Origin of the sequence: Burkholderia sp. AU31652 (assembly GCF_002223155.1) — a bacterium.
GTDB lineage: Bacteria > Pseudomonadota > Gammaproteobacteria > Burkholderiales > Burkholderiaceae > Burkholderia.
Map to the genome: position 1 here is coordinate 2,643,198 of NZ_NKFG01000005.1, position 22,897 is coordinate 2,666,094.

Annotated in this window: 24 protein-coding genes; 13 read left to right on the forward strand and 11 right to left on the reverse strand. The window is 67.3% G+C overall.

Translation table 11 applies throughout. From position 1 onward, the window contains the following. Nucleotides 1–8: 8 nt before the first annotated feature. Complete coding sequence (locus CFB40_RS29385; RefSeq protein ID WP_089433159.1) at nt 9–410, forward strand: lysozyme inhibitor LprI family protein; 402 nt, start codon at nt 9–11, stop codon at nt 408–410. A gap of 22 nt (nt 411–432) precedes the next feature. Here the strand turns inward: CFB40_RS29385 and CFB40_RS29390 are convergent, their stop codons facing one another. Continuing rightward, complete coding sequence (locus tag CFB40_RS29390) at nt 433–1,308, reverse strand: LysR family transcriptional regulator (protein WP_089433160.1); 876 nt, start codon at nt 1,306–1,308, stop codon at nt 433–435. 172 nt (nt 1,309–1,480) lie between these two features. Here CFB40_RS29390 and CFB40_RS29395 point away from each other — a divergent pair, with 172 nt between their 5' ends. Then, nucleotides 1,481–2,554: an alkene reductase gene (locus CFB40_RS29395; protein ID WP_089426782.1), complete on the forward strand. Its 1,074-nt coding sequence runs from the start codon at nt 1,481–1,483 to the stop codon at nt 2,552–2,554. Between the two features lie 153 nt (nt 2,555–2,707). On the opposite strand, the gene CFB40_RS29400 is transcribed toward CFB40_RS29395, so the two are convergent. Then, on the reverse strand, nt 2,708–3,472 hold the full coding sequence (locus CFB40_RS29400; RefSeq protein ID WP_089433161.1) for a hypothetical protein: 765 nt from the start codon (nt 3,470–3,472) through the stop codon (nt 2,708–2,710). A gap of 68 nt (nt 3,473–3,540) precedes the next feature. Here CFB40_RS29400 and CFB40_RS29405 point away from each other — a divergent pair, with 68 nt between their 5' ends. Beyond that, nucleotides 3,541–3,777, forward strand: coding sequence for a hypothetical protein (locus CFB40_RS29405; protein WP_089433162.1), 237 nt, complete (start codon nt 3,541–3,543; stop codon nt 3,775–3,777). A gap of 81 nt (nt 3,778–3,858) precedes the next feature. Here CFB40_RS29405 and CFB40_RS29410 read toward each other — a convergent pair whose 3' ends face one another. Genes CFB40_RS29410 through CFB40_RS29435 form a run of 6 tightly spaced genes read right to left on the reverse strand, consistent with a single transcriptional unit; the run spans nt 3,859 to nt 10,903 of the window. After that, a complete protein-coding gene (locus CFB40_RS29410) occupies nt 3,859–4,299 on the reverse strand; it encodes a dihydroneopterin aldolase (RefSeq protein WP_011354099.1) in 441 nt (146 codons plus the stop codon). Beyond that, nucleotides 4,296–4,928: a sarcosine oxidase subunit gamma gene (locus tag CFB40_RS29415; protein WP_089426779.1), complete on the reverse strand. Its 633-nt coding sequence runs from the start codon at nt 4,926–4,928 to the stop codon at nt 4,296–4,298. Before CFB40_RS29415 ends, CFB40_RS29410 begins: the two co-directional genes overlap by 4 nt. Further along, entirely contained in the window at nt 4,918–7,929 is a 3,012-nt protein-coding gene (locus CFB40_RS29420; RefSeq protein ID WP_089433163.1) for a sarcosine oxidase subunit alpha family protein, read from the reverse strand. The genes CFB40_RS29415 and CFB40_RS29420 overlap by 11 nt, the downstream gene beginning before the upstream one ends. Next, nucleotides 7,926–8,225, reverse strand: a complete 300-nt coding sequence (locus tag CFB40_RS29425) for a sarcosine oxidase subunit delta (RefSeq protein WP_089433164.1) — start codon at nt 8,223–8,225, stop codon at nt 7,926–7,928. Before CFB40_RS29425 ends, CFB40_RS29420 begins: the two co-directional genes overlap by 4 nt. Nucleotides 8,226–8,256: 31 nt before the next feature. Then, the gene (locus tag CFB40_RS29430) at nt 8,257–9,501 is read right to left on the reverse strand and encodes a sarcosine oxidase subunit beta family protein (RefSeq protein WP_006480591.1); all 1,245 of its coding nucleotides are present in this window, start codon (nt 9,499–9,501) and stop codon (nt 8,257–8,259) included. 16 nt (nt 9,502–9,517) lie between these two features. After that, a complete protein-coding gene (locus CFB40_RS29435; protein WP_089426777.1) occupies nt 9,518–10,903 on the reverse strand; it encodes an L-serine ammonia-lyase in 1,386 nt (461 codons plus the stop codon). Between the two features lie 289 nt (nt 10,904–11,192). Between CFB40_RS29435 and CFB40_RS29440 the strand changes: the two genes are divergently transcribed. The 8 genes from CFB40_RS29440 to denD all read left to right on the forward strand — a co-directional run bounded on the left by CFB40_RS29440 (nt 11,193) and on the right by denD (nt 19,342). Then, nucleotides 11,193–12,260 carry a GlxA family transcriptional regulator gene (locus CFB40_RS29440; protein ID WP_089433349.1) on the forward strand — a complete coding sequence of 356 codons (1,068 nt, stop codon included), beginning with the start codon at nt 11,193–11,195 and terminating at the stop codon, nt 12,258–12,260. Between the two features lie 189 nt (nt 12,261–12,449). Then, complete coding sequence (locus CFB40_RS29445) at nt 12,450–13,154, forward strand: FadR/GntR family transcriptional regulator (protein WP_011354089.1); 705 nt, start codon at nt 12,450–12,452, stop codon at nt 13,152–13,154. Nucleotides 13,155–13,203: 49 nt separating this feature from the next. After that, complete coding sequence (gene ltnD / locus CFB40_RS29450; protein ID WP_089426776.1) at nt 13,204–14,094, forward strand: L-threonate dehydrogenase; 891 nt, start codon at nt 13,204–13,206, stop codon at nt 14,092–14,094. A gap of 19 nt (nt 14,095–14,113) precedes the next feature. Beyond that, the gene (gene otnK, locus CFB40_RS29455) at nt 14,114–15,412 is read left to right on the forward strand and encodes a 3-oxo-tetronate kinase (protein ID WP_089426775.1); all 1,299 of its coding nucleotides are present in this window, start codon (nt 14,114–14,116) and stop codon (nt 15,410–15,412) included. After that, nucleotides 15,409–16,047, forward strand: coding sequence for a 3-oxo-tetronate 4-phosphate decarboxylase (gene otnC, locus CFB40_RS29460; protein WP_089426774.1), 639 nt, complete (start codon nt 15,409–15,411; stop codon nt 16,045–16,047). Before otnK ends, otnC begins: the two co-directional genes overlap by 4 nt. A 112-nt stretch (nt 16,048–16,159) precedes the next feature. Then, complete coding sequence (locus CFB40_RS29465; RefSeq protein WP_089433165.1) at nt 16,160–17,485, forward strand: MFS transporter; 1,326 nt, start codon at nt 16,160–16,162, stop codon at nt 17,483–17,485. Between the two features lie 80 nt (nt 17,486–17,565). Further along, nucleotides 17,566–18,342, forward strand: coding sequence for a 2-oxo-tetronate isomerase (otnI, locus tag CFB40_RS29470; RefSeq protein WP_089426772.1), 777 nt, complete (start codon nt 17,566–17,568; stop codon nt 18,340–18,342). A gap of 28 nt (nt 18,343–18,370) precedes the next feature. Further along, nucleotides 18,371–19,342 (forward strand): D-erythronate dehydrogenase, encoded by a 972-nt coding sequence (gene denD / locus CFB40_RS29475; protein ID WP_089433166.1) that lies wholly within the window; start codon nt 18,371–18,373, stop codon nt 19,340–19,342. A 43-nt stretch (nt 19,343–19,385) separates the two neighbouring features. On the opposite strand, the gene CFB40_RS29480 is transcribed toward denD, so the two are convergent. The 3 genes from CFB40_RS29480 to CFB40_RS29490 all read right to left on the reverse strand — a co-directional run bounded on the left by CFB40_RS29480 (nt 19,386) and on the right by CFB40_RS29490 (nt 22,053). Then, nucleotides 19,386–20,474, reverse strand: a complete 1,089-nt coding sequence (locus CFB40_RS29480) for a lysylphosphatidylglycerol synthase domain-containing protein (protein WP_089426770.1) — start codon at nt 20,472–20,474, stop codon at nt 19,386–19,388. After that, nucleotides 20,471–21,640: a bacteriohopanetetrol glucosamine biosynthesis glycosyltransferase HpnI gene (gene hpnI / locus CFB40_RS29485; RefSeq protein WP_089433167.1), complete on the reverse strand. Its 1,170-nt coding sequence runs from the start codon at nt 21,638–21,640 to the stop codon at nt 20,471–20,473. The genes CFB40_RS29480 and hpnI overlap by 4 nt, the downstream gene beginning before the upstream one ends. 62 nt (nt 21,641–21,702) lie before the next feature. Beyond that, entirely contained in the window at nt 21,703–22,053 is a 351-nt protein-coding gene (locus CFB40_RS29490; RefSeq protein WP_089426768.1) for a hypothetical protein, read from the reverse strand. Nucleotides 22,054–22,243: 190 nt separating this feature from the next. On the opposite strand from CFB40_RS29490, the gene CFB40_RS29495 reads away from it, so the two are divergent. Together CFB40_RS29495 and CFB40_RS39270 are read left to right on the forward strand one after the other, a co-directional pair. Next, nucleotides 22,244–22,771, forward strand: coding sequence for a cytochrome b (locus tag CFB40_RS29495; RefSeq protein ID WP_089426767.1), 528 nt, complete (start codon nt 22,244–22,246; stop codon nt 22,769–22,771). Beyond that, entirely contained in the window at nt 22,768–22,893 is a 126-nt protein-coding gene (locus tag CFB40_RS39270; RefSeq protein ID WP_256976919.1) for a hypothetical protein, read from the forward strand. Before CFB40_RS29495 ends, CFB40_RS39270 begins: the two co-directional genes overlap by 4 nt. The last annotated feature ends 4 nt before the right edge of the window (nt 22,894–22,897 follow it).

The following is a 22,897-nucleotide window of genomic DNA, read 5'->3' on the forward strand; positions in this document are numbered from 1 at the left end:
CGACGCGCATGCGCCACGCCACCCGCTTCCTTGCCGTCGCCGCGCTGGCGATCGGCCACACCACCGCGTTTGCCGCCGTCGATTGCGAGAAACACGCGCTGACGATGAACGACGTGCGGACCTGCGTACTCGGTCAGAACGATCAGGCCGTCGAGCGCGCGTACCGGTCGCTCGAGCACAAGCTCAAGCAGCGCAACCCCGATGCCGCCAGCGCGCTCGCGAAGTCGCAGGCAAGCTGGACCCGCTTCGCCGACGACACCTGCGACTACGTGAAAGCCGCCAATCCGCAGCAGATGATCCCGGAAGACGCGCGGATGAACTGCTGGGTCGATTTCAGCCAGGCACGCGTGCGCATCCTGAAGAAATGGGAAGCGCAGCTGGACGCACCGCCGCCACCAGTCCAGAACTGAACGACGAACGGCTACCCGCCCGTCACGCCTGCGCGAAGCGCTCCCGCAAGAACTCGATGAAATGCTGCGTCTTCGCGGGCAGCAGCCGCGTTTCCGTCATCGCGTAGACCGGAATCGGCTCGCCCTCCCATGCGGGCATCACGCGGCGCAGCCGGCCGGCGGCCAGGTCGTCCGCGACGATCGCCTCGGACAGCACGATGATGCCCGCATCGAGCGTGGCCAGGCGCCGCAGCATGCCGACGCTGTTTCCCGCGAAACGACTGCTCACTGGCACCGCGACGGATTGCGTGCCGTCATGCAGCGTCCACGTGCCGGCCCTCGCCAGGCTGAGGCACGCGTGCCGTGCCAGGTCGTCCGGCGTGCGCGGCTCGCCCTCGCGCGCGAGATAGCCGGGCGACGCATACAGGTAGTTCCCGAGCGTGGCCAGCCGCCGCGCGATCAGTTGAGAATCGTCGGATTCGCCCAAGCGGATCGCCACGTCGAACGGTTCGCTCACCAGATCGACCCGCCGCGACGTCAGCTCGAAATCGAATGTCAGCTTCGGGTAATGCGTCGAGAACTCGACGATCAGCGGCGCCAGGTAGGTCACCGCGAAATCGACCGGAAACGACGCGCGCAATACGCCGGTCGGCTCCGCCAGCAACCCGCCGAGCTGCTCGTGCGCGAGCCGCGCCTCGTCGACGATGCGCTTGCAGCGCTCGAAGTAGAGCTGGCCGGCCTCGGTCAGCTCGATCCGGCGCGTCGTGCGATGCAGCAGCCGCAGCCCGATCGCCTTCTCCAGCGCGCTGATGCGCCGTGACAGCGTCGAGTTCGGCATCCCTAGCGTCTCGGCCGCACTGCGAAAACCCTTCGCCTTCACGACTTCGACGAACAACGCCATGTCGTTCAGCAGTTCCATGCCAACTGCTCCAGCAATGGATCAATATTATCCATATTACCGGGTTTATCCCGAAAAGGAAGCAATGGATGATGGGTGTGTGGAGGCGAGGTCGGCACACCCGTGCGCGGCCGGCGCCCGAGGCGGCACCGACCCGGCGCCGCTATCCCGAATCTCGAGGAGCTGACGCATCATGAGCCAACTGTTCACCCCGGTCCGCGTGGGCCGATATACGCTGGAAAACCGCCTGGTCATGGCGCCGATGACCCGCAGCCGCGCCGCCTTCGACGGCACGCCCGGCGAATGGGCCGCCGAGTATTACGCGCAGCGATCGAGCGTCGGCCTGATCGTCAGCGAAGGCACGCAGCCGTCGGACGACGGGCAAGGCTACCTGACGACGCCCGGCATCTATACCGACGCGCACGTCGCCGGCTGGAAGGCGATCAGCGACCGCGTGCATGCACATGGAGGCCGGTTGTTCATCCAGTTGATGCACGTCGGGCGCATGTCGCATCCCGACAATACGCCGCATCACCGGCAGGCCGTCGCGCCGTCGGCGATCGCGCCGAATGCGCAGATGTTCACGATGAAGGGGATGCTGGACATCCCCGCGCCGCGCGCGCTGACGCTCGACGAAGTGCGCGAGACCGTGAACGACTTCCGCATCGCCGCGCGCCGCGCGATCGAGGCGGGCGCGGACGGTGTCGAGATTCACGGTGCGAACGGCTACCTGATCCAGCAGTTCTTCGCGCCGAATGCCAACACGCGCTCCGACGCGTACGGCGGCTCGATCGAGAACCGCGCGCGCTTCGCGATCGAGGTCGCCACGGCGATCGCCGACGAGATCGGCGCGGATCGCACGGCCATCCGCGTATCGCCCGGCAATACGCTGGGCGGCCTCGACGAAGGGGCGGAAGGGCCGGACCTGTATCGCCACCTCGCGACGGAACTCGACCGGCTCGGCCTCGCCTACCTGCACGTGATGCATCAGGGCAACGAAGCGCTGCTGGCCGACCTGCGTGCGCGCTGGAACGGCACGCTGATCCTGAACCGTCCGGGCCGCACGCGCGACGCGATCGGCACCGACGTGACGTCGGGGCTGGCCGACCTCGAAGCGTACGGGCAGATGGTGCTGGCGAATCCGGATTTCGTGACGCGGGTGAAGACCGGCGCGCCGATGAACGACGCGCGGCGCGAGACGTTCTTCGGCGGCGATGCGCGCGGGTATGTCGACTATCCGGCGCTGGATGGGGCGGCTGCGGCTTGATGCTGTCGCACGGAGCGATAGCTGCGATACGCCTGAAACGTCTCGCAGCTATCGCAGGTGGTCCGCTCGATATCCGTCAAAAACCAAACGTTTCATTGCTCCCCACCTATCACTTTGAACGGGGCAGGAGAATGGTGAAGCGGAGGCAACTGGTCAATCGGCATTTCGCATGGCATCCGGTATCCGGTATGTGCCATCGCGATAGTCGAGTGTAATGTTGCGACGTTGAGCGGGTGACGTGTGACCCGAGCATTTATCGACCTCGAGCCGGTTCACGTGCTCGACGTACTTTTCGCTGACCCGCAAAACGGCATAGCCTTGCGTGTCTGGCGGGCCGAGTGCGAGTGTGCGTGACGTTTCTGAAATGCTGGTACAAGGACCATCGCGGTCGCCCGTCCAATCGCTCACGATCAGGCGGTCCAACACCGTGCGCAAATGCTGCCCATCGATCAAATAGAGACTCAGCGTAGCGATGCCCGACATATCCGCGGGCGGGCCGCCAGACGACTTCAGGCGCACGCCGAAGGCACGTTGAGTGGAGGTCAGCTGATAGCGCGCCGTGTCGAGGTCGATGCCCTCAAAATAGTGATCCTCGGCATAGCGAATCGCCGATCGCTGAAACCGATGCGCGATAATCGCACCCGTAGCCGTATCGGCAACCACTACTTCGATGTCGACGACGTTCGGCCCGTCGGCGCTGCCTTTCTGCATCAGCGGTAACGCCCCGATCGTCAGCGCCGCGTTCGCAGGCCAGACCTTGCAAACCGCGTGCGTAGCATCCAGTGTATGGTCGGGATGGAGTCGCGCCGACCAGTTCTGAAGGTTATCACTGCACCCGGCATGTGCGATGAGCGGCGCCAAAGCGGCAACAACGAAAATCACAGCGCGTTTCATTATCGCCATCCCGATGGACTTCATGAATATTTCCCAATAGCGAATAGTACGTGGGAAACATCGCACTGCGATCAGAGGAAGTTCGACGGTGATTGGAACAGGTCGTGCCGGGGCGGCACAACACAATCTTGAAAAGATCGCCGTTGACGGTTGCCGCGACGATCGACGCGCGCACGCAAAGCACGGCCGAACCCGCGATGGCATTGCCGCTGGCATGGCTCGTAAAGGACGGCACCGCGAACACTGGCCTGCAAGGCCAGCGCAAGCTGCTGGAGCGGGGCCGAAGCGGGTCGCCCAAGAGCGCTCGCGTTATACGTGACGGCGAGTGAACGTCTCATTGTTCCGATATTTCAGGAACAAAGAGAAACGCACGGCAAGCCAGATGCACCGGCTTGCCGTGTCATCACGCCTCAAAACTGCCCCGCCGCCCCCGTCCACCGCAAATAATCCCCGCGCGTCCAGTCGAGCGACACGCCGACCCGCTTCGTGCCGGGCCGGATCTTCGGCTTGTACACCGACAGCGTCAGCGACTCCAGCGCCGGCCATTCACGGAACGACAGCACCGCGATATCGGCGACGAGTGTCTCGAGCAACCGCGTATGCGGCTTGTGCGACAGGAACGCGGCAAGGCGCGCGCAATAGCCGTCGTAATCGATCCACTCGCCCTGCTCGCTCGGCTCGCACCGGTAGCCAAGCCGTGCATCGATCACGATCGGCTGCGGCGCTTCATGCTCGTGCGCATGAATGCCGATCCGCGCGGGCACCTTCAGTTCGTCGACGAACACGCTCCAGCCGCGCCCGCGCAGGCGCGGCGCGTCGATCGCCACGAACGGTTCGTCGAACGGCTTCATGATGCGAGCGGCGCGGCCGCGTCGAGCATGATGCGCACGAAGTAGTCGGCGAAGCTGCGGCGCACGACGATCTCGAACGCATCGTCACCGGTCGGGATCAGCACGATCGACGACTTGAAGTAATGCGACTGCGCGCACTGGCCCGGCTTGAACGCACGCGGATGGAGATCGAGCGGACAGCCGCGCGCGAGCACGTCGCGCACGCGTTCGCCGCTGATCTCGACGACCGTATAGCCGCTGCCGACGTCGACGGCCGCCGAATACGTGCCCTGCACGGCTTCCGCGAGCTTCGCTTCGAGCACGCCGGCCGGCACGGGCCCGTTCGAGCGCACGAGCCACTCGTCGGGGCCGAGCCACAGCACGTCGTACTCGGCGCCGCGCGCGACCGTGTTCGGCGCCGCCGGCGGCCGGCAGCCGACCACGCGCTCGAACGCGCTCACGAACGCCGGATCGCTCAATTCGCCGCGCACGTTGACGAGATCGAGGAACGGCCGCTCGCGCAGCGTGAACTTCTTCGAGGCGCGCGCCTGGTGCGGCTTCAGCACGTCGGCCGCGCCGACGAACGGCGATTCAAGCGTCACGCCGCCCGCGCCCGCCACCTGCGTCTGGTTTCTGGTTTCATTCCACATGCTGGCGCACCCCTTCGGTATCGTAGAAAACCGGGCTCGAGATCGTCGCGGTGATGCGGCGGCCGTTGGCCAGCGGAATCACGACGCTCTCGCCCATCTTGTTCAGGCCGCCCTTCACCACCGCGAGCGCGATCGAGCGCTTCAGGATCGGGCTGTAGTAACTCGACGTCACGTGGCCGAGCATCGGCGTCGGATCGACCGCCGACACCTGCGTGTCCTTCGCGATGATCTGCGCGCCTTCCGGCAGCACGAACTGTTCGTCCTCGGTCAGCAGGCCGACGAACTGCTTGCGGCCTTCCTTCGCGGTGTCCGAACGCGACAGCGAGCGCTTGCCGAGGAAGTCCTTCGACTTCGCGACGACGCCGCCCATCCCGAGGTCGTACGGCGTGATCGAGCCGTCGGTATCCTGGCCGACGATGATGTAGCCCTTCTCCGCGCGCAGCACGTGCATCGTCTCGGTGCCGTACGGCGTGATGTCGAACTCGGCACCGGCCGCCATCAGCGCTTCCCACACCGCGCGGCCCGCATTCGCCGGCACGTTCACTTCATAGGCGAGCTCGCCCGAGAAGCTGATCCGCATCACGCGCGCCTTCGCGCCCGCGACGGTGCCGTTCCGGTAGCTCATGAACGGGAACGCCTCGTTGCCGAAGTCGATGTCCTGGCACACCTTCTGCACGACCTTGCGGCTCTTCGGGCCGACCACCGCGAACGTCGCCCAGTGATCGGTGACCGACGACAGCCGCACCTTCATGTCGGGCCATTCGGTCTGCAGCCAGCGCTCGAGCCACGTGAGCACGCGCGCCGCGCCGCCCGTCGTGGTCGTCATCATGAAATGCTGGTCGGCGAGGCGCACCGTCACGCCGTCGTCGAACACCATCCCGTTCTCGTCGAGCATCAGCCCGTAGCGGCACTTGCCCACTTCGAGCTTGTTCCACGGGTTCGTGTACATCCAGTTCAGCAGCTTCACCGCGTCCGGACCCTGGATGTCGATCTTGCCGAGCGTCGACGCGTCGAGGATGCCGACGCTGTTGCGCACCGCGAGGCATTCGCGCTTCACGGCCGCATGGAGATCCTCGCCGTTCTTCGGGAAGTACCACGGCCGCTTCCAGTTGCCGACGTCCTCGAACAGCGCACCGTGCTCGACGTGCCATTCGTGCACGCAGGTCTTGCGGATCGGGTCGAGGAAATCGCCGAGCTCGCGGCCCGCGAACGTGCCGAACGACACCGGTGTGTAGTTCGGGCGGAACGTCGTCGTGCCCGTTTCCGGAATCGTCTTGCCGAGCGCCCCCGCGAGGATCGCCATCCCGTTGATGTTGCCGAGCTTGCCCTGATCGGTGCCGAAGCCCATCGCCGTGTAGCGCTTCACGTGCTCGACCGACTCGAAGCCTTCGCGGGCGGCCAGCAGGATGTCCGCGGCCGACACGTCGTTCTGGAAGTCGACGAACTGCTTCGGCCCGCGTGCCGCGGCTTCGCGGCTGCCGACCAGCCACAGCGGCTGCAGTGCGCCTTCGACGGTTTCCGCGACCTGCGGCGCGACCGCGCGCTGCGCAGCGGTGAAACCCGCTGCCTTCGCGGCTTCCACGCCTGCATCGACCGCGAGCCGCAGCGCGCGCGCCAGGCCGAATTCGCCGGCTGCTGCGCCGATGCTCGCTTCCGCCTGCACGGGCTTGCCCGGCAGGAAGCAGGCCTTCTCGTCGTTCCAGCAGGCCTTGCCGCCCGACTGCGCGAACAGGTGCAGCACCGGGCTGAAGCCACCCGACATCGCGACGAGGTCACACGGCAGCGTCTGCAGCTTGCCGCCGGTCTGGCCGTTCGAGTAGGACGCGACGTCGACCGACGATACGCGCCACTTGCCCGATGCACCCGTCACGACCGCGCCGCTCATCACCGTCACGCCCTGCCGCTTCGCGGCGGCCGGCAGCGCACCGTTCGACGACGCGCGCGAATCGACGACCGTCACCTTCGCGCCGCACGCCTTCAGGTCGAGCGCGGTCTGGTACGCGCGATCGTTGTTCGTGAACACGACCGCGTTGCGGCCCGGCAGCACGCCGAAGCGGTGCACGTAGGTGGACACGGCGCCTGCGAGCATCACGCCCGGCAGGTCGTTGTTGCCGAACACGATCGGACGCTCGTGCGCGCCGGTCGCGAGGATCACGCGCTTCGCGCGGACCTTCCACAGCAGCTCACGCGTGCCCTTGCGCATCGACACCGGCAGGTGATCGGTCAAACGCTGCGTGACCGTCACGAGGTTGTGGTCCTGGTAGCCGAACGCGGTGCTGCGCGACAGGATCGTCACGTCGGGCAGCTTGCGCAGCTCGGCCTCGATCTTCTCGACCCACTGCAGCGCGGGCTTCGCGTCGATCTCGGCGCGGCACGACAGCAGGCTGCCGCCGAGCTCGCGCTGGTCGTCGACGAGGATCACGCGCGCGCCGGCCGTGGCCGCCGCATGCGCGGCCGCGAGACCCGACGGGCCACCGCCGACCACGAGCACGTCGCAGTGCGCGTAGCACTTGTCGTAGCGATCGGCGTCGAGCGCTTCCGGCGCCTTGCCGAGGCCGGCGGCTTCACGGATCTTCTCTTCGTACTTCGGCCACATGTTGCGCGGCCACATGAAGGTCTTGTAATAGAAGCCGGCCGGCAGGAAGCGCGACAGCTTCTGGTTGATCGCGTACTTGTCGTTCTCGAGCGACGGCTCCGCGTTCACGCTCGTTGCGACGAGCCCCTGGTACAGCTCGATCTCGGTCGCGCGTGCGTTCGGCACCGTGTACGGGCCCGATTCGAGCTGCACGACGGCGTTCGGTTCCGCGACGTCGGCCGTCACGATCCCGCGCGGGCGGTGGTACTTGAAGCTGCGCGCGACGAAGTGCACGCCGTTCGCGAGCAGCGCGGACGCGAGCGTGTCTCCCTGGAAGCCCTGATACGTGCGGCCGTTGAACGTGAAGGTCAACGGAATCGCGCGATTGATGCGGCCACCGGTGCCGAGGCGGTCTTTCTGGCTCATTTGCTGGTGCCCTCTTCGTGTGCGTTTCCGGCAGCTTCGCCACCGAACTTTTCGTAGCCCTTGATATCGTAGGTCACCGTGTCGCGCGTGGCCTTGAACCAGCGGCGGCAGCCCTGCGTGTGCAGCCACTGCTCCTTGTGCAGCCCGCGCTTGTTCTCGCGCATGAACACGTACTCGCCCCATTCGCGGTCGGTCATGTTCTCGTTGTTCACGGGGCGCACGATGTCGGCTTCACCACCGCACGAGAACTCGGATTCGGCGCGCGGCCCGCACCACGGACATTCGATCAGCAACATGTTTCTTTCTCCTGTGTCTGTGCGGTAGCGGTCAGTGCGCGACGGCGGCAGCGCCGTGCTCGTCGATCAGGTGGCCCGTGTAGAAACGGTCGAGCGCGAACGGCGCGTTCAGCGGGTGCGGTTCGTCGCGGGCGATCGTGTGCGCGAACACCCAGCCCGAGCCGGGCGTCGCCTTGAAGCCGCCGGTACCCCAGCCGCAGTTGAAATAGAGGCCCTTCACGTCGGTCTTGGTGATGATCGGGCACGCGTCCGGCGACACGTCGACGATGCCGCCCCACTGGCGGTTCATCCGCACGCGCGAGAACACCGGGAACATCTCGACGATCGCCTGCAGCGTGCTTTCGATGATGTGGAAGCTGCCGCGCTGGCCGAAGCCCGTGTACTGGTCGATGCCGGCGCCGATCACGAGGTCGCCCTTGTCGGACTGGCTGATGTACGCGTGCACCGCGTTCGACATGATCACCGAGTTGACGACCGGCTTGATCGGCTCGGACACCAGCGCCTGCAGCGGGTGGCTCTCGATCGGCAGGCGCACGCCGGCCATGTCGGCGAGCGTCGTCGTGTTGCCGGCCGCGACCACCGCAACCTTCTTCGCCTTGATGAAGCCCTTCACCGTGTCGACGCCGACCACCGCGCCGCCTTCGCGGCGAATGCCCGTCACCTGGCAGTTCTGGATGATGTCGACACCCGCGCGATCCGCGCCGCGCGCGAAGCCCCAGGCCACCGCGTCGTGGCGCGCCACGCCCGCGCGGCGCTGGATCGACGCGCCGAGCACCGGGTAGCGGCTGTTCAGGTTGATGGTCGGCTCGATTTCCTTGATCTGCGCGGGCGTCAGGAATTCGGCGTCGACGCCGTTCAGCCGGTTCGCGTTCACGCGGCGCTCGGTGTCACGCACGTCCTGCAGCGTGTGGGCCAGATTCATCACGCCGCGCTGGCTGAACATCACGTTGTAGTTCAGGTCCTGCGACAGCCCTTCCCACAGCTTCATCGCCTTCTCGTACAGCGCGGCCGATTCGTCCCACAGATAATTCGAACGGACGATCGTCGTGTTGCGCGCGGTGTTGCCGCCGCCGATCCAGCCCTTCTCGAGGATCGCGACGTTCGTGATCCCGTGCTCCTTCGCGAGGTAATACGCGGTCGCGAGGCCGTGGCCGCCGCCGCCGACGATCACGACGTCGTATTCCTTCTTCGGTTCCGGGCTCTTCCACTGCTTTTCCCAGTTCTCGTGATACGAGAGGCCGTTGCGGAACAGGCTGAATATCGAGTAGCGGCTCATGTGAGTGATCCTTCGTTTAGCATTCGATGACGTTCACGGCCAGACCGCCGCGCGACGTTTCCTTGTATTTCGTCTTCATGTCGGCGCCCGTCTCGCGCATCGTCTTGATGACCGAATCGAGCGACACGTAGTGCTGGCCGTTACCCTTGAGCGCCATGCGCGACGCGTTCAGCGCCTTGATTGCGCCCATCGCGTTGCGCTCGATGCACGGGATCTGCACGAGCCCGCCGACCGGGTCGCAGGTCATCCCGAGGTTGTGCTCCATGCCGATCTCGGCCGCGTTCTCGACCTGGTCGGGCGTGCCGCCCATCACCGCGGCGAGCGCGGCCGCGGCCATCGAGCACGCGACGCCCACTTCGCCCTGGCAACCGACTTCCGCGCCGGAGATCGACGCGGTTTCCTTGTAGATGATCCCGATCGCCGCGGCCGTCATCAGGAATTCGACGATGCCGGCTTCGTTCGAGCCCGGCACGAACTTCACGTAGTAGTGCAGCACCGCGGGAATCACGCCGGCCGCGCCGTTGGTCGGCGCGGTGACGACCCGGCCGCCCGCCGCGTTCTCCTCGTTGACGGCCATCGCATACAGGTTGACCCAGTCGAGCATCGACAGCGGGTCGCGCAGCGACTCTTCCGAACGCGCGCGCAGGCGATTGTTCAGCTCGGCCGCGCGGCGCTTCACGCGCATCGGGCCGGGCAGGTCGCCCTCGACCTTGCAGCCGCGCTCGACGCAGGCGGCCATCGTGCGCCAGATCGCGAGCAGCCCGGCGCGCACTTCGTCGGCGGGACGCAGCGCGCATTCGTTGCGCATCATCAGCTCGGCGATCGACAGCCCGTGCTCGCGGCACTGGCGCATCAGGTCGTCGCCGGTGCGGAACGGATACGGCACCTCGACCGCCGCGCGCACGCCGTTCACGCGATCGCCGTCGCGGTTCACGACGAAGCCGCCGCCGACCGAGTAATACTCTTTCTCGACGAGCAGCTGGCCGTGCTCGTCGAAGGCCTGGAAGCGCATCCCGTTCGGGTGCACGATGCTCGTGCCGCTCATCAGCTTGCGATAGAAGCCGATGTGCTCCTTCTCCTCGAAGCGGACGGTCTGCTTGCCGAGCAGCGACAGCGATTTCTCCGCGCGGATCGCGGCGAGCCGCGGCTCGATCAGGTCCGGATCGATCGTGTCGGGCAGGTGGCCCTCGAGACCGAGCAGCACGGCCTTGTCGGTGCCGTGGCCCTTGCCGGTCGCGCCGAGCGAGCCGTATAGTTCGACCCGCACGCGGCGCACGAAACCGAGCAGGTTCGCGTCCTCCACGTGCGACGCGAAGCGGCACGCGGCGATCATCGGGCCGACCGTATGCGAACTGGACGGGCCGATGCCGATCTTGAACAGGTCGAAGACGCTGACGTTCATTGGCTTCCTCTGGGTGGCACACACGTGAAATGACGTTGGCGCCAGTACATCAAAGCGTAAAATCGGCCGATAGAACAAAAACGGCATCGGCGTGGGATACCGCCGCCAAGCGCCCTGCCGGCAGGCCCGAAAGTGCGTTTTGGCGATGGTTCGCGACGGAAAACCACAAGTCGTGCCGGAACCGATCAGCGACGCTGGCTACATCCGCCCCGCCCGGCCGCCGTACCCGCATGACCCGTATCAACAGACTGAGTGAGACCGCCCGCCCGGCGTGAAGAGACTGGCCGCGATGACAACCGACGTACCCGCTTCCCCCCTCGCAGAACCCACGCCGCGGCGTATCCGCTTCGGCATCGTGCTGCTGCCGAACTTCACGCTGACGGCCTTCTCCGGCTTCGTCGACATGCTGCGGCTGTCGGCGGACGACGGCGACTACAGCAAGCCCGTGCGCTGCGCGTGGAGCGTGATCGGCGAGACCCTCGCGCCGGTGCGCGCGAGCTGCGGGATCCAGATCACGCCGTGGGAAACGTTCGACGCGGCCGAGCCGTTCGACTATGTGGTGGTGGTCGGCGGGCTGCTGCATTCGGGGCCGCAGGCGGGCCCCGAGACACTCGACTTCATCCGCCGCGCGGCGGCGGGCGGCGCGACGGTCGTCGGCATCTGCACCGGCGTGTTCACGCTGATGCGCGCCGGCGTGCTCGACGGCTACCGCACCTGCGTGAGCTGGTTCCACTATTGGGATTTCATCGAGCGCTTTCCGGCTGCCGATCCCGACCTGCTGATCGCCGACCGGCTGTTCGTGATCGACCGGCGCCGCATCACCTGCTCGGGTGGCCGCGCGTCGATCGACGTCGCCGCCGCGATCCTGCTGCGCCACTTCGATCACGCGACCGTGCAGAAGGCGCTGCGCATCCTGCTGGTCGGCGAGATGCAGAAAGGCAACGCGCCGCAGCCGCATCCGCCGGGCCTCGAGCCGGCGACGCACCCGAAGGTCAAGCGCGCGATTCTCCTGATGGAACAGCATGTCGGGCGGGCGCTGTCGCTCGACGAACTCGCGAGCAAGCTCGATTTGTCGACGCGGCAGCTCGAGCGGCTGTTCAAGGCGGAGACGGGCAAGAGCCCGCAGGCGTTCGCGAAGCAGGTGCGGCTGCGCACGGCCGCGTGGCTGCTGACGAGCTCGGACCGCACGGTGGCCGATATCGCGTCGAGCTGCGGATTCGCGGATGCATCGCACCTCGGGCGCGAATTTCGCAAGCAGTTCGGCGTGCCGCCGGCGACGTATCGGGAGCGTGGCGGGGAAGTGGCGGAAGCCGGCGCGGTAATCGCGGCGGATCCCATCGAGGACATCGCCGACTGACGGCGACGGGCCCCCGCTCCTTTACCAACCGATTGCGACACGACACTCGAACGCAGCGGTTTCGACTCAATTGGAACCGGTTCCAGTTAATTTAACCGACGTTGCGCCCCGTTAACCGAGGGTTATCCCGGATGCTGCCATTCATTCAAATTTGTATGATGACCACATAACCTTACAAGCCAGAGCACCATGTTCGAGAAAATTCCCGCCCGTGCGATGAGCGACCATGTCGCGCAGCAACTGCTCAAGCAGATCGAAGTCGGCAGTTTCTCCGCCACCGGCAAGCTGCCCACGGAGGCCGTGCTCGCGCAGGAATTCGGCGTGAGCCGCACGGTGATTCGCGAGGCGATCTCGCGGCTGAAGAACGAAGGCGTGGTCGAGCCGCGCCAGGGCAGCGGCGTGTACGTGAACCAGCACGGCGCGATCCGGCCGCTGCGGATCGACTACGCGGAGGCCGTCGAAGCCACGTCGCTGCCGCACCTGCTCGCGGTGCGCCGCGCGATCGAGGCCGAGGTCGCCGCCGAAGCCGCGCTGAACCACACCGACGAAGACATGGCCGACATCGACGATGCGCTGCGCAAGATCGACGATGCGGTCGCCGAAGGGCGCGACGGCGTCGCGGAAGACGTCGCGTTCCACCGCACGATCGCGGCCGTCACCGGCAACCCGTATTTCCTGAAGACGCTGCAGTTCCTGAACCAGTACCTCGAAGCCGGCGTGAAGGTCACGCGGCGCAACGAAGCGACGCGCGAGGACTTCTCGCGCCAGGTGCGCGAGGAACACGCGGCGATCGCCGACGCGATCCGCGCGCGCGACCCGATGGCCGCCCGCAACGCGGCACGCACGCACATGTACAACGCCGCCCGCCGCCTCGCGGAAGCCGGTATCTGCTGAACCCGGCGGCCGCCGCGCCGCCCCTCTCCCGAATCGATCAAGGTTGACCATGTCACGAAATGTTGGAGTCATCGGCCTGGGCGCGATGGGCCTCGGCGTCGCCCGCTCGCTGCTGCGCGCCGGCCTGCGCGTGCACGCATGCGACGTGCGCGACACCGTGCTGCAGGCGTTCGCCGCCGAAGGCGGCATCGCCTGCGCGACGCCGGCCGAACTCGGCGCGCAGTGCGACGTCGTCGTCACGCTCGTCGTCAATGCCGCGCAGACCGAAACGGTGCTGTTCGGCGAGCACGGCGCGGTCGCGGCGATGAAGCCGGGCGGCGTCGTGATCGCCAGCGCGACCGTCGCGCCCGAATTCGCGGTCTCGCTCGGCGCGCGGATCGAGGCGGCCGGCCTGCAGATGCTCGATGCGCCGGTATCCGGCGGCGCCGCGCGCGCGGCCTCTGGCGAGATGACGATGATGACGTCGGGCCCGGCCGCCGCCTATGCGGGCTGCGAGGACGTGCTCGCGGCGATCGCCGGCAAGGTCTATCGCCTCGGCGACGCGCACGGCATCGGCTCGAAAGTGAAGATCATCAACCAGTTGCTGGCCGGCGTGCACATCGCGGCGGCGGCCGAGGCGATGGCGCTCGGCCTGCGCGAAGGCGTCGATGCCGACGCGCTGTACGACGTGATCACGCACAGCGCCGGCAACTCGTGGATGTTCGAGAACCGCGTGCCACACATCCTGAACGGCGACTACACACCGCTGTCGGCCGTCGACATCTTCGTGAAGGATCTCGGCCTCGTGCTCGATACGGCCCGCCGCAGCAAGTTCCCGCTGCCGCTGTCGGCCACCGCGCACCAGATGTTCATGAGCGCGTCGAGCGCCGGCCACGGCGGCGAGGACGATTCCGCCGTGATCAAGACTTTCCCCGGCATCACGCTGCCGCCCGCCCGCTGATTCGACCGACGCTTCTGCCATGACCGCTTCCGCTTCCCGTCCCCTGCTCGGCTGCATCGCCGACGATTTCACCGGCGCGACCGATCTCGCGAACATGCTCGTGAAGAGCGGCATGCGCACCGTGCAGACGATCGGCGTGCCCGCCGACGGCGCCGCAGACACCCCGCTCGACGCCGACGCGATCGTCGTCGCGCTGAAGTCACGCACGATCCCCGCCGCCGACGCCGTCGCGCAATCGCTCGCCGCGTACGAATGGCTGCGCGCGCAAGGCTGCCGGCAGTTCTTCTTCAAGTACTGCTCGACATTCGATTCGACCGACGCGGGCAACATCGGCCCCGTCGCCGATGCGCTGCTCGATGCGGCCGGCGGCGGCTTCACGATCGCCTGCCCGGCGTTCCCCGAGAACGGCCGCACGATCTATCGCGGCCACCTGTTCGTCGGCGACGTGCTGCTGAACGAATCGGGGATGGAGAATCACCCGCTCACGCCGATGAAGGACGCGAACCTCGTACGCGTGCTGCAACGGCAGACGAAGTCGCCGGTCGGCCTGATCCGCTACGACACGATCGCGCTCGGCGCGGCCGCCGTGCGCACGCGGATCGAGCAACTGCGCGCGGAAGGCGTGCGCTTCGCGATCGCCGACGCGCTGTCGGACCGCGACCTCTACGTGCTCGGCGAAGCGTGCGCGGGCCTGCCGCTCGTCACCGGCGGCTCCGGCATCGCGCTCGGCCTGCCCGCGAATTTCCGTCGCGCGGAGCAACTGCCCGAACGCGACAACGCGGCGTCGCTGCCGCGCATCGAAGGGCTCTCGACGGTGCTCGCCGGCAGCGCGTCGAAGGCCACCAACGCGCAGGTCGCCGCATGGCGCGCCACGCGGCCGAGCTTCCGCATCGATCCGCTCGCGGCATCGCGCGGCGAACCCGTCGTCGAGCAAGCACTCACCTTTGCGCGCTCGCACCTGCCGCAGCCCGTGCTGATCTATGCGACCGCGACGCCCGACGAAGTGAAGGCCGTGCAGCAGGCGCTCGGCGTCGACGCGGCCGGCCATCTCGTCGAAGCCACGCTCGCGGCGATCGCGCGCGGCCTGCGTGATCTCGGCGTGCGCAAGTTCGTGGTCGCCGGCGGCGAAACGTCCGGCGCGGTCGTGCAGGCGCTCGACGTGAAGTCGCTGCAGATCGGCGCGCAGATCGATCCGGGCGTGCCGGCGACGGCCACCATCGACGCGCAGCCGCTCGGCCTCGCGCTGAAGTCCGGCAACTTCGGCACCACGGACTTTTTCGACAAGGCGCTGCGCGCGCTGGATGGAGCCGCACGATGAGCGACGAAGCGAAACTGCGCGAAGAGATCTGCGTGGTCGGCGCGAGCCTGTATGCGCGCGGCCACGCGGTCGGCAGCGCGGGCAACATCAGCGCGCGCCTCGCCGACGGCTGGCTGATCACGCCGACCGACGCATGCCTGGGCCGGCTCGACCCGAACGACATCGCGAAGGTCGGCCTCGACGGCCAGCCCGTATCGGGCGGCAAGCCGTCGAAGACGCTCGCACTGCATCGCGGCATCTACGCGCGCAACGCCGAAGCGAATGGCATCGTCCACACGCATTCGACACACCTCGTCGCGCTGACGCTCGCGGGCGTGTGGCGCGACACCGACGTGCTGCCGCCGATCACGCCGTACTACGTGATGAAGGTCGGCCACATCCCGCTGATCCGTTACCGCCGCCCTGGCGACCCGGCCGTCGCGGCCGAAGTCGCGGCGCTCGCCGACCAGGTGCGCGGCGTGCTGCTCGATCGCCTCGGCCCCGTGATGTGGGGGCCGTCGGTGTCGCACGCGTCGTATGCGCTCGAGGAACTCGAGGAAACGGCGCGGCTGTGGCTGATGACGCACCCGAAACCCGAGCCGCTCGACGACGCCGCGCTCGACGAATTGCGCATCAGCTTCGGCGCGCGCTGGTAACAACGCACCACCCAACGATTCCCATGCCCGCCGTGTGCGCGGGCCCTTCCGTCAGCACACACACGACCGGCGACGTACGCGCCGCCGGCACACGACATCATTGGAGACGACGATGACTGCTCTCGACGCGGCCGCAGGCCGCTCGCCCGCCGCGCCCGCCCATGCCGCGGAACTCGACCGCACCTACAAGAAAGTGTTCTGGCGCATCGTGCCGTTCCTGATGCTCTGCTACGTGGTCGCGTATCTCGACCGCGTGAACGTCGGCTTCGCGAAGCTGCAGATGTCGCAGGATCTCGCGTTCAGCGAAACGGTGTTCGGGCTCGGCGCCGGCATTTTCTTTCTGGGCTATTTTCTGTTCGAACTGCCAAGCAACCTGCTGATGCATCGCATCGGTGCACGCATCTGGATCGCACGGATCATGATCACATGGGGCCTGCTTTCCGCGCTGTTCGCGTTCGTGAAGACGCCGACGCAGTTCTACGTGCTGCGCTTCCTGCTCGGCCTCGCGGAAGCCGGCTTCTATCCGGGCGTGATCCTGTACCTGACGTACTGGTTCCCGTCGCATCGCCGCGCGAAGATCATCGCGGTGTTCATGTCCGCGATTCCCGTGTCGGGCATCTTCGGCAACCCGCTGTCGGGCTGGATCATGGAGCGCTTCCACGGCGGCTCGGGCTTCCACGGCTGGCAATGGATGTTCATGATCGAAGCCGTGCCGGCCGTGCTGGTCGGCATCGCGACGATCCTGTATCTCGACAACAGCATCCGCAGCGCGAAGTGGCTCGACGAGCGCGAGAAGCAGCTGCTGGAGGACGAGATCGCCGCGCAGCCGCAGGAACAGCAGAAGCACGGCCATTCGCTGAAGGCCGTGTTCTCCGACCCGCGCATGTGGTGGATGTCGCTGATCTACTTCGCGTTCGTCACGGGCCAGTACGGCCTCACGTTCTGGATGCCGACGCTCGTCAAGTCGACCGGCATCACCGATACGCTGCAGATCGGCCTGCTGTCGGCCATTCCGTTCGTCGTCGCGATCGTCGTGATGAACCTGTTCGGCCACAGCGCGGACAAGCGCCGCGAACGCCGCTGGCACCTGATCGTACCGGCGCTGATGGGCGCAATCGGGTTTGCGGTCGCCGCGTCGTCCTCGCACAATACGGCGGTGTCGATCGTGTTCCTGTCGCTCGCGGCCGGCGGCGTGCTGACCTGCGCCCCGCTGTTCTGGTCGCTGCCGACCGCGTTCCTCGCGGGCTCCGCAGCCGCGGCCGGGATCGCGATCATCAACTCGGTCGGCAACCTCGCCGGGTTCGCGAGCCCGTACGTGATCGGCTACCTGAAGGACGTCACGCACAGCACCGCGTCCGGCATGTACGTGCTCGCCGCGATGCTCGTGATCGGTGCGATCGCGGTGTGGCTCACGCCCGCGAAACTCGTGAACCGCTGATTCGCCCCACGAACGATCCGGCCGCCATTCGACGCGGGGCGCCGTGCGCCCCGCCCCATTCATTCACAGGACCCGCTGCCATGCCACGCTTCGCCGCCAACCTCTCGATGATGTACACCGAGCACGCGTTCCTCGAACGCTTCGCCGCTGCCGCCTACGACGGCTTCAAGGCCGTCGAGTACCTGTTCCCGTACGACTTCGCCGCCGAGGACATCCGCGCGCGCCTCGACGCGCACCACCTCGAGCAGGCGCTGTTCAACGCGCCGCCCGGCGACTGGGCCGCGGGCGAACGCGGCACCGCGTCGCTGCCGGGCCGCGAGGACGAGTTCCGGCGCGGCATCGACCAGGCGCTCGACTATGCGCGCGTGCTCGGCAACAAGAAGCTGCACGTGATGGCCGGCATGGTGCCGCCGGGCGCCGATCGTGCCCGCCATCGCGACACCTACCTCGCGAACCTGCGGCATGCAACGCAGGCCGCCGCCGCGCACGGCATCACGATCCTGATCGAGCCGATCAACCAGCGCGACATGCCCGGCTATTTCCTGAGCCGCCAGGACGACGCGCAGGCGATCTGCGCGGAAGTCGGCGCGCCGAACCTGAAGGTGCAGTTCGACTGCTACCACTGCCAGATCGTCGAAGGCGATCTCGCGATGAAGCTCAAGCGCGATTTCGCGGGCATCGGCCATATCCAGATCGCGGGCGTGCCCGAACGCCACGAGCCGGATATCGGCGAACTCAACTACCCGTATCTGTTCGCGCTGATCGACGCGCTCGGCTACGACGGCTGGATCGGCTGCGAGTACCGCCCGAAGGCCGGCACGTCCGAAGGCCTCGGCTGGCTCAGGCCGTACCTGTAATTCCAGCATTCCTCTGAGGGTAAACAACATGAAAGTACTGATCACCGGCGGCGCCGGCTTTCTCGGCCAGCGTCTCGCACGCAAGCTGCTCGAGCGCGGCGAACTCACCGGCCCCGATGGCCGCAGCGAGAAGATCGACGAGCTGGTGCTGCTCGACGTCGTCGCAGGCAGCGATTTCGGCGACGCACGCGTGACGTCGATCGTCGGCGACATCGCCGAGCGCGCGGTGCTCGACCGCGCGATCGACACGCAAACCGGCGCGATCTTCCACCTCGCGGCAATCGTCAGCGGGCAGGCCGAAGCCGATTTCGATCTCGGCATGCGGATCAACCTCGACGCGTCGCGCACGCTGCTCGAAGTGTGCCGCGCGCGTGGCCATCGGCCGCGCGTCGTGTTCACGAGCTCCGTTGCGGTCTATGGCGGCACGCTGCCCGACGTCGTGCAGGACGACACCGCGCTGAACCCGCAATCGTCGTACGGCGCCGAGAAGGCGATCGCCGAGCTGCTGCTGTGCGACTACGCGCGGCGCGGCTTCGTCGACGGCCGCGTGCTGCGGCTGCCGACGATCAGCGTGCGGCCGGGCCGCCCGAACGCGGCTGCGTCGTCGTTCGCGAGCGGCATCATCCGCGAGCCGCTGAACGGCGAGGAAAGCGTGTGCCCGGTGCCGGGTTCGACGCGGCTGTGGCTGCTGTCGCCGCGCGGCGCGATCGAAGCGCTCGTCGCGGGCTGCGAGATCGACAGCGCGAAGCTCGGCAACAAACGGGTGATCAATCTGCCCGGCCTGTCGGTGTCGGTCGACGAAATGATCGCGGCGCTGCGCGAAGTCGCGGGCGACGACGTCGTGAAGCTGATCCGCCATGTGCCAGACGAGCGCGTCGAGAAGATCGTCGGCAGCTGGCCGGGCCGTTGGGATACGTCGCGCGCGGAAGCCCTCGGCTTGAAGGGCGATACGTCGTTCGCGGACGTGATCCGCAGCCATCTCGCCGACGAACGGCGCTGAGTCCCGCGCGGCCCGCCGCGCGGGCGTGGGCTCCCCGGTCGCATCAACGCGGCCGGGCCGATTCCCCGATGGGCAACGACGGGTTTTGCGTCGCGCCTGGCCGCTTCGCCGAACCGGCCGCCCACTGCCATGCCAGCAGGCCCGGCAGATAGAACAGCAGGTCGCGCACGCGGCGGGCGCCGGCCAGTGCGAGACAGGTCGGCGGGTCGAACCCGAGCAGCCCGCCGATCAGCACGAACCCGCCCTCCTGCACGCCGAGCCCGCCCGGCATCAGGAACGCGATGCTGCTCACGAGCTGGATCAGCGCCTCGATCGCGAGCGCCTGCGCGAACGTCGGCTCCGCGCCGAGAAAATACAGCGCGAGCCAGATTTCCAGCGCATAGCCGACGAACTGCAGCGTCTGCCAGATCACGAGATAACGCACGACGATGCCGGTCTTTCTCCAGATCATCCGGATCGACTGGTCGGTGCGCGCCGATTCGCCGACCAGCGCCACCACCTTGCCGCTCGTGACGCGGTTGAGCACGCGCATCGCGCGCTCGAACGGCCGCGCATGCTGCACCAGCGCGAACAGTAGCAGCACCGGCACCAGCGCGGCCATGCCGATCGCGAGGTTGCCGGCCACCCGCGCGGCGTCGGACGACACGTGCTCGAGCACGTAGCCGATCGCGACCAGCGCGAACACGAGCTGGCTGATCAGCGTCAGCTGCATGTCGGCGACGAGGCTGGCGACGGCGGTGGCCGGCCGCACGCCCGCCTGCCGCAGCAGGCCGAACGACACGATCTCGCCGCCGATCCGCGCGACCGGCAACAACCCGTTGATCGATTCACGGATCCACACGAGTTTCAGCATCGTCGCGAACGACGGCCGGCGCGGGCCGCGGATCAGCATCCGCCAGTCCCACGCATTCGCGAGCATCGGCAGGATGTGCGCCAGCGCCGCGAGCAACAGCCCGGCCCCGGCGATCTGCAGGCGATGCAGGATGTCCAGCGGATGCTCGCGCCAGATCAGCCACACGGCGAGCGCCAGCCCGCCCAGCGCCGCCACCCGCCCCACGTGGCGCAGCCGTGCGTCGCCCCGCGCGGCGTTGCGCTCCGTGGCATCGGCAGCGGGGTTCGTTGGGGTCGTCATGATTCGCTCGCGGGCGACAGCAGGCCTTCCCGGTCGACGCGAAAACGCGTGCCGCGCCACACGACATGCGACGAGAAGAAGCTCGACACGAACACGACGAACTGCAGGAGGTCGACGAACGGCAGCCACAGCGCGCCGCGCAGGCCGGCGCCGGTCGCCCGGCTCGTGTTCAGCATCAGCAGCGCCCGCGCGGCAAGCGCCGCGACCGCCAGCCCGCATGCGACGGCCGTACCGCCGGAGAACAGCAGCGCCAGCAGCGCGAGCGGCACCGGGTGCATCAGCACCGAGCCGGCGTGACCGAGCCGGTCCGCCGCGCGGATCGTGCAGCTCCAGCGCAATTCGTGTGCGTACAGCTTCGCGAAGGTCTCCTCGACGCACGCATGCCCGACGACGAACGGCGGAATGACGACCTGCGCGCCCACCTGCCGCACCGCCTCGCCCAGCGCATGATCCTCGGCCAGGTGATGCGCGAAACGCGTGAGGCCGCCGATGCGTTCGAGCGTCGCGCGCGTGATCGCAATCGTCTGGCCAAAGCATGGCCGTGCGCGCCCGAGGAAGAGCCCGGTGATCACGCCCGGCAGGAAATGGTAGTTCGTCATCGCGACGGCGACACCGGGCCAGAAGCCCGGCGATGCGATGCCGCGATACACGCTCGTCACGATGCCGACCTCCGGCTGCTGCAGCGCGCCGACGACGGCGCGCAGATAATCGCGCTCGACCCGCACGTCGCTGTCGGCGAGACAGAGCACCGAATACTCCGCGTGTTCGAGCATGTTCACGAGATTGGCGATCTTGCGGTTCGGCCCATAGAGCCGCGCATCGGCGACGACCTTGATGTTCGCGTCGGGGTAGCGCGCCCGCAGCGCCTCGACGGCCACGAGCGCCTTGTCGTTCGCGTCGTGCACGCCGAACAGGTGCTGGACCGGCCCCGGATAATTCTGCACGAAGAAGCTTTCGAGATGCTGTACGAGTTGCCACTCGTCGCCGTGCAGCGGCTTCGCGACGGTGACGCCCGGATAGTCGCGCGGCTCGGCCGCCGCCCGGGAAAAGAACCGGCCGACCAGCACGCTGGCCGTGATCGTGTAGGCAATGCCCAGTAACACGCCCAGCCCGCAGACGATCGACATTGCCCCGGCCAGCGCGCGCAGCACATGCAGCAAAACCATGCTTCTCCCCAGTGGTGACCCGTGCGACCACGACACCCGGGAGCCGCCGCGCGCACGCAGGGTCACCCGTGCACGCCGCCGTATCGATTCCCGTGGAGCCGGATATGAAGGACGACCAAGCGACGATACGCGCAATCAGATGACACAACTACCGTGCGACGATCGATTCCTGTCACGCGCACGTAGCCGCAGGCGAGCGCGGCGCGGAACGCGACGTCGGCAAGCTTGCGGGCCGAAAGGATCGCGGTGGCTAACGCGATGGCGACCCAGATACGAAACGTCATCGTGGTGAAAAATGCTTCGGGTACGTGCCATGCAAGCAACGACACCAGCATGAAACCCTGGATGAACATGCCGGCCAGCGCGGCGATCAGCAGGTGGGCACGCCATCGCTCGATCGTCGAAGGTGCCATGGTGAAAGAGTCTCCCTGTGCGGACGACCACTATCGATCTGAAAGATTCGAAAGGTCGCGTAGGTCAGGATGAAGAAAGGCGAAAGTCCAGCTGAGAACGATTGTGGCGACGCCTGCTTAACGTTTCGTTAAGAAAGCGAACGTAGAATCCGCTCGACCGATATCGTCCCCGTCGTCCGCAGGAGTCTCCATGTCCACGCCCGCCCGATATGACACCGTCGCGCGCTTGCTTCACTGGCTGATCGTCGCGCTGGTCATCGCGCAATATGCGATCGGCTGGACGATGCCCGACGTGCATCGCGACACGCAGCCCATCGGCCTGATCGCCGCGCACCTCCTCGTGGGCACCGCGCTGCTCGCGGCGATGGCTTGCCGCGTGCTATGGCGCGTGACGCATCGCCCGCCCGCGAGTGACCTGCCGCCCGCGATGCGCGCACTGTCGGGCGCGACGCATTTCGCGCTCTACGCGCTGCTGATCGCGGTGCCGCTGCTCGGCTGGATCAACGCGTCGTCGCGCGCATGGAGCGTGACGTTGCTCGGGATCGTGCCGTTGCCCGCGCTGTCGGCGGCCGGCTCCGCGTTCGGCCACGCGATGGGCGACGTGCACGGCATCCTCGCGTGGGCACTGTTCGTCGGCATCTGCCTGCACGTGGCGGCCGCGCTCGCGCACCGCTTCGTGCTGCGCGATCAGGTCATGCAGCGCATGATGCCCTGGTGATCGCCATGCTGGCGGCACCGCATGCCATCGTGCGCATGTGCCGGATTGCCACCGATACCGCTACCGTCTTCGTTCCGGTTGGTCGCACGCCCGACCGGCCGCTCATCGCGCGCGGCCGATGAGATG

Bases quoted from the DNA above. Each gene is read 5' to 3' on its own strand.
- CFB40_RS29385 (WP_089433159.1), top strand. From the start codon at position 9: ATGCGCCACGCCACCCGCTTCCTTGCCGTCGCCGCGCTGGCGATCGGC.
- CFB40_RS29390 (WP_089433160.1), bottom strand. From the start codon at position 1,308: ATGGAACTGCTGAACGACATGGCGTTGTTCGTCGAAGTCGTGAAGGCG.
- CFB40_RS29395 (WP_089426782.1), top strand. From the start codon at position 1,481: ATGAGCCAACTGTTCACCCCGGTCCGCGTGGGCCGATATACGCTGGAA.
- CFB40_RS29400 (WP_089433161.1), bottom strand. From the start codon at position 3,472: ATGAAGTCCATCGGGATGGCGATAATGAAACGCGCTGTGATTTTCGTT.
- CFB40_RS29410 (WP_011354099.1), bottom strand. From the start codon at position 4,299: ATGAAGCCGTTCGACGAACCGTTCGTGGCGATCGACGCGCCGCGCCTG.
- CFB40_RS29415 (WP_089426779.1), bottom strand. From the start codon at position 4,928: ATGTGGAATGAAACCAGAAACCAGACGCAGGTGGCGGGCGCGGGCGGC.
- CFB40_RS29420 (WP_089433163.1), bottom strand. From the start codon at position 7,929: ATGAGCCAGAAAGACCGCCTCGGCACCGGTGGCCGCATCAATCGCGCG.
- CFB40_RS29425 (WP_089433164.1), bottom strand. From the start codon at position 8,225: ATGTTGCTGATCGAATGTCCGTGGTGCGGGCCGCGCGCCGAATCCGAG.
- CFB40_RS29430 (WP_006480591.1), bottom strand. From the start codon at position 9,501: ATGAGCCGCTACTCGATATTCAGCCTGTTCCGCAACGGCCTCTCGTAT.
- CFB40_RS29435 (WP_089426777.1), bottom strand. From the start codon at position 10,903: ATGAACGTCAGCGTCTTCGACCTGTTCAAGATCGGCATCGGCCCGTCC.
- CFB40_RS29440 (WP_089433349.1), top strand. From the start codon at position 11,193: ATGACAACCGACGTACCCGCTTCCCCCCTCGCAGAACCCACGCCGCGG.
- CFB40_RS29445 (WP_011354089.1), top strand. From the start codon at position 12,450: ATGTTCGAGAAAATTCCCGCCCGTGCGATGAGCGACCATGTCGCGCAG.
- ltnD (WP_089426776.1), top strand. From the start codon at position 13,204: ATGTCACGAAATGTTGGAGTCATCGGCCTGGGCGCGATGGGCCTCGGC.
- otnK (WP_089426775.1), top strand. From the start codon at position 14,114: ATGACCGCTTCCGCTTCCCGTCCCCTGCTCGGCTGCATCGCCGACGAT.
- otnC (WP_089426774.1), top strand. From the start codon at position 15,409: ATGAGCGACGAAGCGAAACTGCGCGAAGAGATCTGCGTGGTCGGCGCG.
- CFB40_RS29465 (WP_089433165.1), top strand. From the start codon at position 16,160: ATGACTGCTCTCGACGCGGCCGCAGGCCGCTCGCCCGCCGCGCCCGCC.
- otnI (WP_089426772.1), top strand. From the start codon at position 17,566: ATGCCACGCTTCGCCGCCAACCTCTCGATGATGTACACCGAGCACGCG.
- denD (WP_089433166.1), top strand. From the start codon at position 18,371: ATGAAAGTACTGATCACCGGCGGCGCCGGCTTTCTCGGCCAGCGTCTC.
- CFB40_RS29480 (WP_089426770.1), bottom strand. From the start codon at position 20,474: ATGACGACCCCAACGAACCCCGCTGCCGATGCCACGGAGCGCAACGCC.
- hpnI (WP_089433167.1), bottom strand. From the start codon at position 21,640: ATGGTTTTGCTGCATGTGCTGCGCGCGCTGGCCGGGGCAATGTCGATC.
- CFB40_RS29490 (WP_089426768.1), bottom strand. From the start codon at position 22,053: ATGGCACCTTCGACGATCGAGCGATGGCGTGCCCACCTGCTGATCGCC.
- CFB40_RS29495 (WP_089426767.1), top strand. From the start codon at position 22,244: ATGTCCACGCCCGCCCGATATGACACCGTCGCGCGCTTGCTTCACTGG.